The following is a 15229-nucleotide window of genomic DNA, read 5'->3' on the forward strand; positions in this document are numbered from 1 at the left end:
AAAGGGTGTGAACTACCAGCAGGCTTTAAGATTCTTGCATGACCTCACTAAGTTTGGCTTTAATCTGGGCCTGGGTCGTATCGAGGAGCTGCTGGAGCGGTTGGGTCAGCCCCACCGCCGGCTCCGTTTTTTTCATATCGGAGGCACTAACGGAAAAGGTTCGGTAGCGGCTATGGTGGCTGCTATACTCCAGGCTGCCGGCTATAAAGTAGGTCTCTTTACTTCTCCCCACTTGCACCGCTATACGGAGCGCATTCGCTTGAACGGCCAGGAGATAGCCGAGGAACAAGTGGCTCTGCTTCTGAGCTCCATGCGTCCTCTTTTGGAGGACATGGTAAAAGGAGGCTATGAGCACCCTACGGAATTTGAGGTGAGCACTGCCCTGGCCCTGCAATATTTTGCTAATGTTCAGGCGGATTATGTGGTCCTGGAAGTGGGCCTGGGCGGAACTATAGACTCTACCAATGTAATCCCCACCTCCTTGGTCAGCGTCATTACCAATGTAGGCCTCGATCATATGGAGTACCTGGGTTCCACTGTGGCCGAGATCGCCAGGGAGAAGGCAGGTATTATTAAGGAAAAGGGCGTAGTGGTCACCGGGGCGGATAAACCCGAAGCCCTGGAAGTAATTGAAGAGGTCTGCCGGCAAAAGCAGGCTACCCTCTACCGGTTGGGTAAAGAGATTTTCTTTGCCGAGCGGGAGATCTCCTTGCGCGGAGGGAAATTGGACTGGCAGGGATTAGGCAAATTTTATCCGGGCCTTTCTATTTCCCTGGTAGGACGTCACCAGCTATCCAACGCCGCTCTGGCGGTGGCTGCCGTGGAAGCAGCCCGTTATCATCATAATCTTTTTATAGAAGAACGGCACATCAGGCAGGGCTTAAACGAGGCTTTCTGGCCTGGCCGCCTGGAGATAGTGAGACGTAATCCCTTAGTGGTTCTGGATGGAGCCCATAACCACGACGGTGCTCTGGCTCTAAAGCAGGCCTTAAAAGAGCTATTTTCTTACCGCCGCCTGATTTTAATTTTAGGCATGCTGGCGGACAAAGAGAGGGAAAAGGTGGTAGCTACCTTAGCTCCCCTAGCCCAGGCGGTTATTGTAACCCGGCCCAATAGTTACCGGGCGGGAGACTGGGAAATGCTGGGCCTCTATGCGCGCCGTTTTGTTCCGGAGGTAAGGGTGATTAGGAACATTCCCGAAGCTTTGGAAACAGCTTTACGTTTAGCAGAGCCTGAGGACTTGATTTGCGCTACTGGATCTTTGTACATGGTAGCTGACGCCAGGGAATGGTTTCTAATGAACAAAAAAGAGGATTTTGCGACTAAATAGCGAATAGGACAAAAACAGAGTTTGTGAAAAACGTATAAACTTCATTAAGGAGGGATCTCAATTGTTGAAGACCTTGAAGATTCCTGAGGCCACTATCACTCGGCTTTCGGTATATTCTCGTTTTTTGGCTCAGGCTGATCGGCAGGGAATAGTAACTATTTCTTCGGGTGAAATAGCGGAAGGAGTAGGAGTGAGCCCGGCTCAGGTTCGTAAAGATTTGGCCTATTTTGGTGAATTTGGGACCCGCGGTGTAGGATACAATGTAAAAGACCTTTACTGGCATATTATTAAGATCTTGGGCCTGAACACCACTTGGCCCATGGTTATCATCGGTGCCGGTAATTTAGGAACGGCCTTATCCATGTACGGAGGCTTCCGGGAGAGGGGCTTTAAGATTGTCGGCATCTTCGACATCGCTCCCCACAAGATTGGCTATCGCTTAAATGGGGTGGAAGTTTACAGCATGGATAGGCTGGCCGAAATAATAGAGAAGGAAAAGGCCCAGATTGCTATTATTGCTGTACCGGCAGACCAGGCCCAGTTTGTGGCCGATGAACTGTCCAAAACTTCGATCCGGGGTATCTTAAATTTTGCTCCGCGGGTGCTCAACGTTCCCGAGCATATTGAGGTACGCAATGTAGATCTTACGGTTAATCTAGAAATTCTAACCTTTAATCTAGCCTTCCGGCGGGCCTTTAAATCTTACCAGGAGGCTTAAACATGCCCCAGCTGGTTCTAGCTTCAGCTTCGCCCCGGCGGCGAAAGCTTTTGGGCCAGCTCGGCCTGGATTTTGTAATCGTTCCTAGCCATATTGAAGAAGAGGAATATGCCCATTTGCCCCCTGCGGCCCGGGTAACGGCGCTGGCCAGGGCTAAGGCAGAGGCGGTAGCTCAAGGTCTAGCAGAGGCCGTGGTGGTGGGCGCTGATACTCTCGTAGTGTGCCAGGGCCAAGTGCTCGGCAAGCCTGCGTCAAAGGCCGAAGCAGAAGCCATGCTCAATTTCTTAAGCGGGAAAACCCATGAAGTTTATACTGGGGTAGCTGTTATTGGTGTGCCGGGTAGGATCTGCAGGGAAGCCTGGGAACGCACAGAAGTGCGCTTTCGACAGCTTAGCGAGCGGGAAATAAAAGCTTATATCGCCACCGGTGAACCCTTGGATAAAGCCGGTGCTTATGGTATACAGGGGCTAGGGGCGTTATTGGTGGAGGGCATTAACGGCGACTTTTTTAATGTAGTCGGCCTGCCCCTGGTAAAAACGGCTATGCTATTGGAGGAATTTGGGATTAATATTTGGGGCAGACCCTGGAGGTACGGTGGAGGAAGACCGGAGGATGACCATCAAACGAATGCCGGAAGACTTGAGGCCGCGAGAACGGATGCTGGCAGTCGGGGCGCAGGCCCTTTCCAATGCTGAGTTGCTGGCTATTCTCCTCCGCACAGGTACTCCTCAGGAAACAGCCCTGGAGCTAGCCCAGAGGCTGTTATCCCAGCCTAGCGGCCTGCGATATCTTGCCGAGGCTTCGCTGGAAGAACTTAAAGAACAAAAGGGAATAGGCTTGGCTAAGGCAGCCCAAATCAAAGCAGCTATTGAGTTGGGGCGGCGCCTGTCTGTTTATATCGCCAACCGGCCCGTCATACAGCATCCCGGTGATGTGGCCAGTCTGCTTATGGATGAAATGCGGTACTTGGACCGGGAACATTTTCGTACCGTTTCCCTAAACACTAAGAACCGCGTTTTGGCTATAGATAATGTGGCTGTAGGAAGCCTTAATGCCTCCCTGGTCCATCCGCGGGAAGTTTTCAAGGGGCCGGTGAAGAGGAGTGCAGCGGCCATAATCCTGGTGCACAACCATCCCAGCGGTGATCCCTCTCCCAGTTTAGAGGATATACAGGTTACCAGGCGGCTGGTGGAAGCCGGTAGGCTTTTAGGGATTGAGGTGCTGGACCACTTAATCGTAGGCGATGGTTCTTTTATAAGCATGAGAGAAAAAGGACTACTTTAAGTCGTATAAAACAGTGTCGCAATATAGCGAGGAAGGAGTAAAAGGTTATGGTCTTTGCCCGCGATATCGGGATTGATCTAGGTACTGCCAATACCCTTGTTTATGTACGGGGGAAAGGTATTGTCCTGCGCGAACCATCGGTGGTGGCCATCCGGCGGGGGACCGGTCAAGTGTTGGCAGTAGGGGAAGCTGCCAAGAGAATGATCGGGCGTACGCCGGGCGATATTGTGGCTATACGCCCTTTAAAGGATGGCGTCATTGCTGATTTTGATGTAACCCAAAGCATGTTACGTTACTTTATACAGAAGGCCATTCCGAAGGGCTTCCTTGTCCGGCCCCGGGTAGTAGTAGGAGTCCCTTCAGGTGTCACTGCTGTGGAAGAGAGGGCCGTGAGGGAAGCAGCTATTCAGGCGGGAGCCAAGGAAGCCTATCCCATTGAAGAACCTATGGCAGCAGCCATTGGCGCCGGGTTGCCTGTTTACGAACCCACAGGGAACATGATAGTAGATATTGGGGGCGGCACTACTGAGGTGGCAGTAATCTCCCTGGGAGGTATTGTTACCAGCCGCTCCATTCGCATCGGCGGGGATGAGATGGATGAGGCCATTGCGCAGCACATTAAGCGCAATTATAATTTGATGATCGGTGAACGAACGGCTGAAGAGATCAAAATCGAGATAGGTGCAGCCTACTTTGGCGACACACCCGAGGATGAGGCACGGCGTAACCGTACCTATTCGGTGCGGGGGCGAGACCTGGTTACCGGTTTGCCCAAAACCATTGAAGTTACAGCGGAAGAGATTAAAGAAGCTCTGGCCGAACCGGTCGCTGCCATTTTGGAAGCCATTAAACTTTGTCTGGAGCGGACGCCTCCAGAACTAGCAGCAGATTTGATGGACCGGGGTATCGTCATGGCCGGCGGGGGTTCTTTACTTTGGGGGTTGGACAGGCTGGTTAGTATAGAAACAGGAATGCCTGTACACATGGCTGAAGACCCCTTGACTGCTGTAGCCATAGGTACCGGCAAGGTGCTGGAGAATTTGGAGGAATTGAAGCGGGTGCTTTTTGCCGTGCGGCGTCCGGGGTAAGAGAGGTGTTATTTATTGGGCCGGCTTTGGCGGAAGTTAATGCCCCTTTTGACTCTAAGTATAGCCGCCGGGTTGTTAATCCTTTTGCTGCGCTGGTCAGCACCTGTGGGAGAGCGTTTGAGTCCTGCCGGGGGGGCTTTAAAAGAGGTAATAGCACCCCTGGCCAGGGCCGTAACCCTAGTCGGAAACAAGGGCCAAAATTTGTTACAGTTGTTTTTTAGCTTGGGCAGGTTAGAGGCTGAGAATGAGCGTTTAAAGCGACAGGTCGCTGAACTTCAGGGACAAATAGTCCAGCTGGAGGAATACCGCCAGGAAAACCAGCGGCTAAAGGAAATGCTGGCTTATAAAGAGGCCACCAAGCAGCGCTGGCAATTAAAAGCGGCACCTGTTATTTATAGGAATCCCGGTAACTGGTTTAGCACCCTTACCTTGGGCCTTGGAGCTGATGAAGGGTTACGCAAAGATCAAGTAGTGGTTACTCCAGCGGGGGTGGTAGGTCGCATCATCAGCGTAACCCCCCGGACAGCAGAGGTGCTTTTACTTCTGGACCGGGAAGGTGCGGTGGGCGGCATGGTCCAAGCCACCCGTGTGCCCGGAGTAGTGGAGGCCAGCCCCGATTACAAAGGCTACCTCCAGATGATCCACCTAGCCCATGATGCCCCCGTAGAAAAGAATCAAATAATAATAACTTCGGGCCTGGGAGGAATTTTTCCCAAAGGGTTGCTTATAGGGAAAGTGGTAGAAATTCTCCCAGAAACTGATGGCTTGATGAAACGGGCTATCATTGCTCCTGCTGTCGACTTTGACCGCCTGGAAGAGGTTTTGGTGATAACCGAGGTATATCGAGGGGTCGCTGACGATGCAGATGCTGTTCTTAGTATTAGCGGGGATGGGTGGTATAATCCTGGAAGCCACCCTGCTGGAATTCTTTAGAATAGCAGGCGTTAAACCCGACTTATTGTTGCTGCTATTAATATTTTATAGCTTAGAACACGGCGCCAACCAGGGAGCAGTGCTGGGAATGATCTACGGCTTGTTAGAAGACCTTTATGAAGGCAGGTTTTTAGGGCTAAATGCTCTGACCAAAATGTTGGTGGGGTATGCTGTAGGGTTAGGCCAAGGTAAATTAAACCGGGATAATCCCTTGGTACCAGTTATTCTTGCTTGGGGAGCAAGTCTAGGGGCAGGGTTATTATTCTTGCTCCTAGGCCCTTTGGGAGGGATAGCTTACCCCTGGTCAGCGGGATTATTAACTGTGGTATTGCCTGCCTCCGTCTATAATACCTCCCTTACCTTTCTGAGCCAGAGCTTTTACCGGAGGAGAGTAGAGTGGGTAGCCAGGAAAAGGAGCCTTGGAAGCTGAGGTTAAACGGCCGTCTAAACGGCTATCTTGCCTTTTTAATTTTTGGGTTTTTTGTCCTTACCGCCCGCCTCTTTTTTTTGCAAGTAGTAAATGCCCAAGAATTTGCCCGCCAGTCAGCAGAAAATCGTATCCGACTTATTCCTATCGAAGCCAGGCGTGGCGACATTCTGGACAGCAAAGGTAGAGTCTTGGCTACCAGCCAGCCTGTTTACGCTGTGACTTTAAGTAACGTGCCCAATCAGGACATGGACGTTGTTATCCGGCGTTTAGCTGAGATTTTGGCCGATCCGGAACTGACGCCCGAGGCTATCTGGGAAAAATTAAAGAACAATCCTTACCGTTATGAGCCCGTGGTTATTAAAAGATTACCGGCAGGACTGGAAAGCATGGCTATTATCACCAGATTGGAGGAAAGGCGCCTGGAGCTCCCCGGGGTTAACATCACTACCGAGCCCCAGCGTTTCTATCCCAACGGTCCTCTGGCCGGGCATATCTTGGGCTTTGTAGGCCAGATCACCCAGGAAGAACTGGAAGAGCGGCAAGGGGATAATTACCGCCTTAACGATAAAATTGGCAAGAGCGGTATTGAACGTTTGCTAGAATATGAAAGGCGGGGGGACTTGCGTATAGGCCTTAGGGGCCAGGATGGTGCCGAGCAAGTGGAAGTAAATGCCTTTAACCGCAAAATCAGGGATCTCCTCACAATTCCTCCTGCTCCTGGCGATAACGTGGAGCTTACCCTGGATCTGGATCTCCAGAGAACCTTAGAACAGGCTATGGACCGGGTCATAGCCGAAGCAAAAAAGAAGAATCCCAAAGCAGGTGCTGGGGCAGCAGTAGTGTTGGATGTTAAGACAGGTGCTATTCTGGCTATAGCCAGCAAGCCGGACATGGACCCCAATGATTTTGTTAACGGCTCCTTTGCGAAAAAGCAGGCATATTACAATGATCCCCGGCTCAAGCCCTTATTTAATCGCGCTACCCAGGGCACCTATCCCCCTGGCTCAACGTTTAAACCCATAACAGCCATAGCAGCCTTAATGTCGGGGGCCGTAAACCCCAAGGATACGATTTATTGTAGCGGACGTTACTGGAAAAACGGAGGACTAGATTGCTGGCAGCCCCATGGTCGCGTAAATTTGGAACGGGCCCTGGCTGTTTCTTGCAACACTTATTTCCAGTGGGCTGGCGAGATGGCCGGTATTGAGATGATCGATTCTATAGCCGGGCAGTTTGGCCTGGGTTCTCCTACCGGCTCCATAGGCATTTTAGGAGAAGCTAAAGGCATCTTGCCCTCCCCTGAGTGGAAGAGAAAAGTAAATGAAGCTATTCTACAAAGGTGGTTGGAGAGGCGGAAGGCAGAAATTGAGAAAAAATATGCTGACGCCCTAGCCTCGGCTGCGGAAAGGGACAAGGAACGTTTAATACGCCAAAAGGAGCAAGAACTGCGCCAGCTAAAAGCCCAGTTTGAAATAAACTTTAACTTTGAAACCAGCTGGCAGCCTTTCGATACTTATAATACATCTATAGGACAGGGAGCCAATAATTATACCATCCTCCAGCTGGCCAATTATGTGGCTACCCTGGCTAATGGGGGTACCCGCTGGCGGCCTTATCTAGTCAAAAGAGTCGTCTCTCCAGAGGGCCAGGTAAAACAGGAATTTTATCCGGAGGCAATCCAAAAAGTGAATGTTCCTCCGAATATTTTAGAAGAGGTGCGCCGGGGAATGCTGGCCGTAACCCAGTCACCCGAAGGTACTGCTTCCTTTCTTTTTCGCGATTTTCCCCCTTATATTAAAGTCGCTGCTAAGACGGGAACGGCCCAGACCGGTTTAGCCGGAGACGACAAAAGCCGCGATTTTTATGGTACTTTTATTGCCTTTGCTCCCTATGATGATCCGCAAATTGCCTTTGCCGGAGTTATTGAATACGCGAGCCATGGGGGCGACTCAGCAGGGATAGTAGCCCGCGAGGTTTTTGCTCGTTATTTTGGCTTGACCGAGCAACTTTCCCGGACAGGCCCGGGAGGAGCAGCAACGGAATAAGCTGTGGCTCTGGGAGGGCGAGCTAAGCAGGCTGGAAGAGGCGGAATTTTTGTCGTATCTTGCGGGAAAGGAGAAGAAAAAAGCTCCCGTCTTTTTTCCTCTTACGGCAGGATTTACCTAAGGGTGCGTAGAAAGAAGAAAACATCATCCATACTTTATGGAGGAGAGTATGGTGTCTTCTCAAGGAACAATTCGCTTGGGGAACTCCTCCCATCCTTCCGGACAAACCTTGCTGGTGCGGCGTACGGTGCGCTCGGGTCAACGTATTGACTATCCTGGGAATGTAGTGATAATGGGAGATGTTAACCCCGGCGGTGAAGTGGTGGCAGGAGGTCATGTGATTGTTATGGGCACCTTGAAGGGTATAGTCCATGCCGGAGCAGAGGGTGATGAGGGAGCGGTGGTTATTGCCTTTGACTTACAACCAACCCAGCTGCGCATAGCTGGATATATTGCTCGCCCTCCCGATGGAGGGGACAAGCCCCTCAAACAACCTGAGATTGCCAGGGTGCAGGACGGGGCCGTAATAATCGAAAGATATCAACCTGGTGGAGAGAGGCGCTACTTAAATCCAGGTAATCTTACTAAAGAGGAGGAACAAGATGGGTGAAGTAATAGTTATCACCTCCGGTAAGGGCGGCGTCGGCAAAACAACTACTACGGCCAATCTGGGCACCGGTTTGGCCATGCTAGGCAAAAGGGTAGTAATGGTGGACACCGATATAGGGCTTCGCAATTTAGACGTAGTGCTGGGATTAGAAAACCGTATTGTGTATGACCTGGTGGATGTGGTGGAAGGGAGATGTCGCTTAAAGCAAGCTTTGATCAAGGATAAAAGATTGGAAAACTTGTACCTTTTGCCAGCCAACCAGACGCGGGACAAGACGGCGGTAACCCGCCATCAAATGATGGACCTCTGTGACCAGCTCAAAGAGGATTTCGACTTTGTACTTATTGATTGTCCGGCGGGCATCGAGATGGGCTTCAGGAATGCCATCGCCGGTGCCGAAAAGGCGCTGGTAGTCACCACGCCGGAAGTAGCTGCCGTGCGCGATGCCGACCGCATTATCGGCCTTTTAGAGGCGGCCGAGATGGAAGCACCTCGCCTTATAATTAACCGCGTTCGCCCGGATATGGTGCGCCGGGGCGATATGATGGACATCGATGATATGTTGGAAATCCTGGCTATTGAGCTCCTGGGCGTGGTGCCGGAGGACGAAATGATTGTGGTTTCCACCAATAAAGGGGAGCCGGCTATTCTGGATAAACGTTCTCGAGCTGGACAGGCTTACTATAATATTTCCCGACGCCTCCTGGGGGAAGAAGTACCTTTACTTAACTTGGAAGGCAGCGAAGGATTAGTGGCTAAACTGAGAAAGCTCTTTGGCCTTACTTAAAGGAGGGACCAGCAGTGTTAGATTTTATATTGCGCTTCTTGGGACGGGAAACGACTGCCAGTAAAAAAGTGGCCAAAGAGCGGTTGCGCTTGGTCCTAGTCCATGACCGGGTGGGAGTATCGCCTCACCTTCTGGAGGCCCTTAAAGAGGATTTAATTAAAGTCATTTCCGAATACCTGGAGATAGACGCAGCAGGGCTGGAAGTGAGCTTGAGCCGGGAAAACGATACTGTAGCTCTGGTGGCCAATATTCCCATTTTGCGCATTAAACGGACCTTCAAAACGAGTGGTGAACACAGTGTGACATATTAGATTACAAGAGAGCCTCTCTGCTTCGCTATTGAGGCTATCCCCAATTCTGGCCCTCAAGCCTGCTTGACCTGGGCTTCTTCTGGAGCCAAAGGGGGCTAAAAATTGAGGATGCCTCTGGCCTTGCTGAGCTACCGGCAGGGCTTATTTTTTTGTATAATGGAAGCGGTGAGGCGAAGGACATGTTTAATCGTAAGCTTTGGCGTAATCTGGATTATGTGTTGGTCTTTACAGTGGCAGCTATTTTGAGTATAAGCCTTTTAGTTCTGGATAGCGCAGCCGCGAGCATTACCGCTCGTCCAGATTACTATGTAAAAAAGCAGATCCTATGGATTGTCATAGGGCTACTCGGTATGCTGGTAATTCTTTCCATAGATTATCAGCAGCTTAAACGCTACCACCTGGCCTTATATATCCTCAATCTCTTGCTTCTGGCCTCCGTGCTGGTAGTAGGTAGCGAAGCTAAAGGAGCCCAGCGATGGATAAGTCTAGGCCCCTTTATTTTTCAACCCTCGGAGTTTAGCAAGTTAATAGTAATTATTACTCTGGCCCGTTTGTTAGAAAGCCGCCAGGGCCGATTAAACCGTTTGCGAGATTTGCTTATCCCCTTCTTGCATGTGGTAGTGCCCATGCTCCTAGTTCTAAAACAGCCAGACCTGGGGACAGCCTTGGTATTTATGGCCATTTTTTGCGGTATGCTATATGTGGGTGGCGTCAACACTCGTCTTTTTTGGGGCTTGGTGAGCGGCGGCGCGCTGGCCGTTGTTTTGTCCCTTTTTGCCCACTTTCGCTGGGGCCTACCCCTGCCCCTGGAGGAATACCAGCTCAAAAGGTTAGTGGTAATGCTAAACCCCTACAATGACGGTGAAGGGGGCCGTGGCGCAGGTTACCACATCATTCAATCCCAGGTCGCCATTGGTTCTGGCGGACTCTGGGGCAAGGGTTTGTACCAAGGATCCCAGGTGCAGCTCAATTTCTTGCCGGAACACCATACTGATTTTATCTTTGCCGTAGTGGGAGAGGAGCTGGGCTTTTTCCGCACCGTGGGGCTCTTGGGATTATATTTTCTCCTCCTCTACCGGATGATTCGGATTGCTTACCAAGCCAAGGATTATTTTGGTGTGCTCTTGGTTGTCGGTATTTGTTCCATGTTCACTTTCCACTTGCTGGTGAACGTGGGTATGACTATCGGCATTATGCCCGTTACCGGTATTCCCCTCCCTTTGTTCAGTTACGGAGGGAGTTCTATGCTGACCAATTTGCTGGCGTTGGGCCTAGTCATCAATGTTAACCTCCGGAGGCAAAAAATTCTTTTTTAAACCCTCCAACCTATTGACAAGCAAAAAATCCTTGTATTATTATAATACTTGGCTGTTAGCACTTACCTTAGGTGAGTGCTAACAAATATATATGCTGAAGGGAGGACATAGCTCCATGCTCCGGCCTCTTGGTGACCGGGTAGTACTTAAGGTAGTTTCTACGGAAGAGAAGACCCAAGGAGGCATCGTTCTGCCGGACACTGCCAAGGAAAAACCCCAGGAAGGTGAAGTAGTAGCTGTAGGTCCGGGCAGGGTCCTGGATAACGGTACTAGAATTGCACCGGAAGTTAAGGTGGGTGACAGGGTAGTTTTTGCCAAGTATAGCGGTACTGAAGTAAAGGTGAATGGAGAAGAATACTTAATAATTCGCGAGAGCGATATTCTGGCGGTGAAAGAAAAATAAATAGCTTAAAGGAGGTTGGCGAACAATGGCTGCCAAACAATTAGCCTTTGATGTAGAAGCGCGGCGAGCCCTGGAGCGGGGTGTCAACGCTGTTGCCCAAGCGGTAAAGGTTACGCTGGGTCCTAAAGGCCGTAATGTAGTACTGGAGCGCAAATTTGGTTCGCCGGTAATTACTAAAGACGGCGTGACTGTAGCCAAAGAGATCGAGCTTAAGGATCCCTTTGAGAATATGGGTGCTCAGCTCTGCCGGGAAGTAGCCTCCAAAACCAATGATGTGGCGGGCGACGGTACTACTACAGCCACGGTTTTGGCCCAGGCTATCATGCTCGAAGGCTTAAAGAACGTCACGGCTGGCGCTAACCCCATTTTCATCAAGAGGGGCATCGATCGTGCCGTGGAGGCGGTGGTAGAAGAGATTAAGAAGATGAGCATCCCGGTAGAATCCAGGGAAAGTATTGCTCATGTAGCTTCTATTGCGGCTAACGATACGGGCATCGGTGAACTCATAGCCGAAGCCATGGAGAAAGTGGGCAAAGACGGCGTCATTACCGTCGAAGAGTCTAAAGGTACCACCACTACGGTAGAAGTAGTGGAAGGTATGGAATTTGACCGCGGCTACATTTCCCCTTACTTCGTTACCAATCCCGAGGCCATGGAAGTCGAGCTGGAGGATCCCTATATACTTATTCACGAAAAGAAGATTTCGGCTATCAATGACCTCCTCCCCCTGTTGGAAAAGGTAGTGCGCACGGGCAAGCCCTTATTGATTATTGCGGAAGATGTAGAGGGCGAGGCCCTGGCCACCTTGGTGGTCAACAAATTGCGCGGTACTTTATCTTGCGCTGCGGTAAAAGCTCCTGGATTTGGTGATCGCCGTAAGGCCATGTTAGAAGATATTGCCATCTTGACGGGCGGTACCTTTATCTCCGAAGACCTGGGAGTTAAGTTGGAAAATGTAGAACTCCATATGCTCGGCCGCGCTAAGAAAGTCAAGATTGCTAAAGAAAAGACCACCATCGTGGAAGGTTATGGCAGTAAGGAAGCGGTGGCTGGCCGGGTGGCCCAGATTAAGAAGCAGATTGAAGAGACCGATTCCGATTATGACCGGGAAAAATTGCAGGAGCGCCTGGCCAAATTAGCTGGCGGCGTAGCTGTTATTAAGGTTGGTGCAGCTACGGAAACCGAGCTTAAAGAGAAGAAACACCGTGTGGAAGATGCCCTGGCTGCTACCCGGGCGGCAGTAGAGGAAGGTATCGTACCGGGCGGAGGCGCGACTTTGGTCCACTGCATCTCGGTGCTCGATAACATTCAAGCTGACGGCGACGAGGCTGTGGGCGTAAAGATTGTTAAGAGGGCGCTGGAGGAACCGCTGCGTCAGATTTGCGCCAATGCCGGCCTGGAAGGCTCGGTGATTGTGGAAAGGGTGAAGAATGAAAAGTCTTCCATCGGTTTTGACGTGGTCACCGAAGAGTATGTGGATATGATCAAGGCCGGTATTGTGGATCCGGCAAAAGTCACCCGGAGCGCTCTCCAGAATGCAGCTAGTATCGCTTCTATGCTTCTCACCACAGAAGCGCTGGTCTCAGAAATTCCGAAGGAAGAGAAGAACCCTCCCATGCCACCTAACATGGATTACTAAAAGAGAGCAAGCTTTAAGGAGAGGATACCCTGAGGTAGGGTATCCTCTTTTACTTGCCAAGAATCAATAAAATAACGTACAAAATGATGCAATAGTGCCATAAAGCTCCTAGGAAGTCCAAAAATAATTTATGGTACTCGTAAAAAGAATTTGCTGAAGAGAAAAAGGCAGTTTATAATAATACTACTAATAATAAAACAACGGGGAGCTCCTGTTAGGGGCTGAGAAAGGGCTAGTAAGCACCTGACCCGCTGAACCTGTTCAGGATAATGCCTGCGGAGGGAAAAAAGGGCCTAGCTATTAAGGGTGCATTTTCCTTGCGGAGGTGCACCCTTTTTAGTTTTAGCCCCGCGCTTTCTCTGTGAGGTTCACCTCTTCCCTGTAAATCGAGGGGGTCTTATCCCATGGGCTGGCTCTATGTAATAAGCAACCAGGATCTTACGAGATATCCCCTGGAGGTGATGGCAGGTCAAATGCACGGAGTGGATTTTTTCCAGTTGCGGGAAAAAAACTTGCCGGGAAACGAGCTATACAGCCTAGCCTGTAAGTTAAGAAAAGCTTTACCTGCCACTACTAAGCTTTTAATCAATGACCGGGTAGACATAGCCTTGGCTGCCAATGCTGATGGAGTCCACTTAGGGCAACGCTCTTTCTCGGTGGAAGTGGCCCGCAGACTCTTAGGTCCTGGTAAATTGATAGGAGTCTCGGTGCATAATGTGCCTGAAGCATTAGTAGCTGCCGCAGCCGGAGCCGATTACCTCCTTTTCGGACATGTTTTTGCCACCGATTCTAAGAAGGATGTACCACCCCGGGGGTTAGAAGCGTTAGAGGAAGTTGTGCGCCGTGTTGGTATACCAGTCTTGGCCTTAGGAGGGATTACAGTAGATAAGGTTCACGCCTGCCTCGCGGCAGGTGCTAAAGGCGTAGCTGTCATGTCGGCTATTATGGCAGCTCCTGATCCCCAAGGAGCAGTACAGGAGTTCCGCAAAAGTTTAGATCAGGAATAAAAGGAGGTGCACAAGCGAAGTGCAGATTCTTCTTAATGGGGAAAAAAGAGAAATCCCCCCGGGGATGACGGTAGCCGATTTACTGAAGGAACTGGGGATAGATTATCGTTATATGGCCCTGGAACGCAATCGTGCCATTGTGCCCAAGCAGGATTATGACAAAGTAATTTTAGAAGAAGGGGATGAGATAGAAATTGTTCGCTTTGTAGGCGGGGGTTAAGCCCAAGGGTTTTTGAACTGGCGTATCCCCAGTTTTGATCCTAGGCCTGCTTGGCTTTCGCTCGCTCCGGAAACCCTCGCGGGCCAAACTATCACTCAGCCTCAAGCTCCGGCGGACTTCCCGGCAAATTCGACATCCTGTCTCAGTTGCCGGCCTCGGCCATCCATGGCCTCGGGTCCGCCTCCGCTTTCGGCTTCGTTAAGTTTGGCTACCGCTCGGGTTTAGTCGCTCGCTTCCAAGCCCAAGCAGGCCTGCCCTGAAAAAGTGGGGATAACTCAGGTTTTTGAATATTTGAAGAGAATTTTTCCAGGAGGTAACAGCGATGGGCGATAAATTGGTTATTGCCGGTAGGGAGTTTAACTCCCGGCTCATGGTGGGCACCGGAAAATATGCCAGTATGGAGATTATGCAGAAAGCCATTGAGGCTTCGGGAGCTGAAATCGTTACTGTAGCCGTGCGGCGGTTAAATTTGGGTAGCAACGAGCCTTCCATCCTGGATTATCTAGACTTAAAAAAGATCACCCTTTTGCCCAATACAGCCGGCGCTTATACCGTGGATGAGGCAGTGCGTCTGGCCAGGCTGGCGCGGGAAGCCGGTCTTTCGGACATGATAAAGTTGGAAGTAATAGGGGATGAAGAGACGTTGCTCCCCGACCCCGTAGCTACTATTGAAGCCACCCGAATTTTAGTGCAGGAAGGATTTATTGTTTTACCTTATACCACCCAAGACCCGGTGGTGGCCCGGCGCCTGGTAGAAGTCGGGGCAGCTACCGTTATGCCCCTGGGTTCTCCCATAGGTTCCGGTCAGGGATTGCCCAACTTCGAGCATATTAAGCTGATCATTGACCGGGTGAATGTACCTGTAATAGTAGATGCGGGTATCGGAGCACCTTCTGACGCAGCTTTGGCCATGGAAATCGGTGCGGATGCCTGCCTTATCAACACGGCTATTGCCCAGGCCAAAGATCCAGTCCTCATGGCCGAGGCCATGAAGCTGGCGGTGGAAGCCGGGCGCAAGGGATTTTTAGCCGGCCGCATACCCAAGAGGACCTTCGCCAGTCCCAGCAGCCCCACCGAGGGGATGATAGGCCGGCCCAAGGCTTAAGGG

Annotated in this window: 17 protein-coding genes and 1 riboswitch; all 17 genes read left to right on the forward strand. The window is 50.9% G+C overall.

The features are described 5' to 3' along the window. Window positions 1-7 precede the first annotated feature (7 nt). The 17 genes from AC1BI1_RS02935 to AC1BI1_RS03015 all read left to right on the forward strand — a co-directional run bounded on the left by AC1BI1_RS02935 (window position 8) and on the right by AC1BI1_RS03015 (window position 15226). Complete coding sequence (locus AC1BI1_RS02935; RefSeq protein ID WP_476715775.1) at window positions 8-1330, forward strand: bifunctional folylpolyglutamate synthase/dihydrofolate synthase; 1323 nt, start codon at window positions 8-10, stop codon at window positions 1328-1330. A 64-nt stretch (window positions 1331-1394) separates the two neighbouring features. Beyond that, on the forward strand, window positions 1395-2048 hold the full coding sequence (locus AC1BI1_RS02940) for a redox-sensing transcriptional repressor Rex (RefSeq protein WP_476715981.1): 654 nt from the start codon (window positions 1395-1397) through the stop codon (window positions 2046-2048). Window positions 2049-2050: 2 nt separating this feature from the next. After that, window positions 2051-2743 carry a Maf family protein gene (locus AC1BI1_RS02945; RefSeq protein WP_476715776.1) on the forward strand — a complete coding sequence of 231 codons (693 nt, stop codon included), beginning with the start codon at window positions 2051-2053 and terminating at the stop codon, window positions 2741-2743. Next, window positions 2661-3332: a RadC family protein gene (gene radC, locus AC1BI1_RS02950; protein WP_476715777.1), complete on the forward strand. Its 672-nt coding sequence runs from the start codon at window positions 2661-2663 to the stop codon at window positions 3330-3332. The genes AC1BI1_RS02945 and radC overlap by 83 nt, the downstream gene beginning before the upstream one ends. 47 nt (window positions 3333-3379) lie before the next feature. Beyond that, complete coding sequence (locus AC1BI1_RS02955; protein WP_476715778.1) at window positions 3380-4420, forward strand: rod shape-determining protein; 1041 nt, start codon at window positions 3380-3382, stop codon at window positions 4418-4420. A 15-nt stretch (window positions 4421-4435) separates the two neighbouring features. After that, window positions 4436-5353: a rod shape-determining protein MreC gene (gene mreC, locus AC1BI1_RS02960; protein ID WP_476715779.1), complete on the forward strand. Its 918-nt coding sequence runs from the start codon at window positions 4436-4438 to the stop codon at window positions 5351-5353. Further along, window positions 5280-5783, forward strand: a complete 504-nt coding sequence (gene mreD, locus AC1BI1_RS02965) for a rod shape-determining protein MreD (RefSeq protein ID WP_476715780.1) — start codon at window positions 5280-5282, stop codon at window positions 5781-5783. The genes mreC and mreD overlap by 74 nt, the downstream gene beginning before the upstream one ends. Continuing rightward, the gene (gene mrdA, locus AC1BI1_RS02970) at window positions 5750-7828 is read left to right on the forward strand and encodes a penicillin-binding protein 2 (protein WP_476715781.1); all 2079 of its coding nucleotides are present in this window, start codon (window positions 5750-5752) and stop codon (window positions 7826-7828) included. The genes mreD and mrdA overlap by 34 nt, the downstream gene beginning before the upstream one ends. 169 nt (window positions 7829-7997) lie before the next feature. Then, window positions 7998-8438, forward strand: a complete 441-nt coding sequence (gene minC / locus AC1BI1_RS02975; protein WP_476715782.1) for a septum site-determining protein MinC — start codon at window positions 7998-8000, stop codon at window positions 8436-8438. Next, window positions 8431-9225, forward strand: a complete 795-nt coding sequence (gene minD, locus AC1BI1_RS02980) for a septum site-determining protein MinD (RefSeq protein WP_476715783.1) — start codon at window positions 8431-8433, stop codon at window positions 9223-9225. The genes minC and minD overlap by 8 nt, the downstream gene beginning before the upstream one ends. A 14-nt stretch (window positions 9226-9239) precedes the next feature. Then, window positions 9240-9536 carry a cell division topological specificity factor MinE gene (gene minE / locus AC1BI1_RS02985; RefSeq protein ID WP_476715784.1) on the forward strand — a complete coding sequence of 99 codons (297 nt, stop codon included), beginning with the start codon at window positions 9240-9242 and terminating at the stop codon, window positions 9534-9536. Window positions 9537-9715: 179 nt separating this feature from the next. After that, window positions 9716-10852, forward strand: a complete 1137-nt coding sequence (gene rodA, locus AC1BI1_RS02990; protein WP_476715785.1) for a rod shape-determining protein RodA — start codon at window positions 9716-9718, stop codon at window positions 10850-10852. A 115-nt stretch (window positions 10853-10967) separates the two neighbouring features. Further along, window positions 10968-11255, forward strand: a complete 288-nt coding sequence (gene groES / locus AC1BI1_RS02995; protein ID WP_476715786.1) for a co-chaperone GroES — start codon at window positions 10968-10970, stop codon at window positions 11253-11255. 25 nt (window positions 11256-11280) lie between these two features. Further along, complete coding sequence (gene groL, locus AC1BI1_RS03000) at window positions 11281-12894, forward strand: chaperonin GroEL (RefSeq protein ID WP_476715787.1); 1614 nt, start codon at window positions 11281-11283, stop codon at window positions 12892-12894. A 191-nt stretch (window positions 12895-13085) separates the two neighbouring features. Continuing rightward, a riboswitch (TPP riboswitch) is annotated at window positions 13086-13195 on the forward strand. Window positions 13196-13298: 103 nt separating this feature from the next. Further along, entirely contained in the window at window positions 13299-13901 is a 603-nt protein-coding gene (gene thiE / locus AC1BI1_RS03005) for a thiamine phosphate synthase (protein WP_476715788.1), read from the forward strand. Window positions 13902-13920: 19 nt separating this feature from the next. Beyond that, window positions 13921-14121: a sulfur carrier protein ThiS gene (thiS, locus tag AC1BI1_RS03010; RefSeq protein ID WP_476715789.1), complete on the forward strand. Its 201-nt coding sequence runs from the start codon at window positions 13921-13923 to the stop codon at window positions 14119-14121. A 322-nt stretch (window positions 14122-14443) separates the two neighbouring features. Beyond that, window positions 14444-15226, forward strand: coding sequence for a thiazole synthase (locus AC1BI1_RS03015; protein ID WP_476715790.1), 783 nt, complete (start codon window positions 14444-14446; stop codon window positions 15224-15226). The last annotated feature ends 3 nt before the right edge of the window (window positions 15227-15229 follow it).

Source organism: Thermanaeromonas sp. DSM 22490, from assembly GCF_056378755.1.

Coding starts and splice junctions, on each gene's coding strand:
- mreD (WP_476715780.1), top strand. CDS start 5,280: ATGCAGATGCTGTTCTTAGTATTAGCGGGGATGGGTGGTATAATCCTG.
- groL (WP_476715787.1), top strand. CDS start 11,281: ATGGCTGCCAAACAATTAGCCTTTGATGTAGAAGCGCGGCGAGCCCTG.
- minC (WP_476715782.1), top strand. CDS start 7,998: ATGGTGTCTTCTCAAGGAACAATTCGCTTGGGGAACTCCTCCCATCCT.
- thiE (WP_476715788.1), top strand. CDS start 13,299: ATGGGCTGGCTCTATGTAATAAGCAACCAGGATCTTACGAGATATCCC.
- radC (WP_476715777.1), top strand. CDS start 2,661: ATGACCATCAAACGAATGCCGGAAGACTTGAGGCCGCGAGAACGGATG.
- AC1BI1_RS02945 (WP_476715776.1), top strand. CDS start 2,051: ATGCCCCAGCTGGTTCTAGCTTCAGCTTCGCCCCGGCGGCGAAAGCTT.
- AC1BI1_RS02955 (WP_476715778.1), top strand. CDS start 3,380: ATGGTCTTTGCCCGCGATATCGGGATTGATCTAGGTACTGCCAATACC.
- minD (WP_476715783.1), top strand. CDS start 8,431: ATGGGTGAAGTAATAGTTATCACCTCCGGTAAGGGCGGCGTCGGCAAA.
- groES (WP_476715786.1), top strand. CDS start 10,968: ATGCTCCGGCCTCTTGGTGACCGGGTAGTACTTAAGGTAGTTTCTACG.
- rodA (WP_476715785.1), top strand. CDS start 9,716: ATGTTTAATCGTAAGCTTTGGCGTAATCTGGATTATGTGTTGGTCTTT.
- AC1BI1_RS03015 (WP_476715790.1), top strand. CDS start 14,444: ATGGGCGATAAATTGGTTATTGCCGGTAGGGAGTTTAACTCCCGGCTC.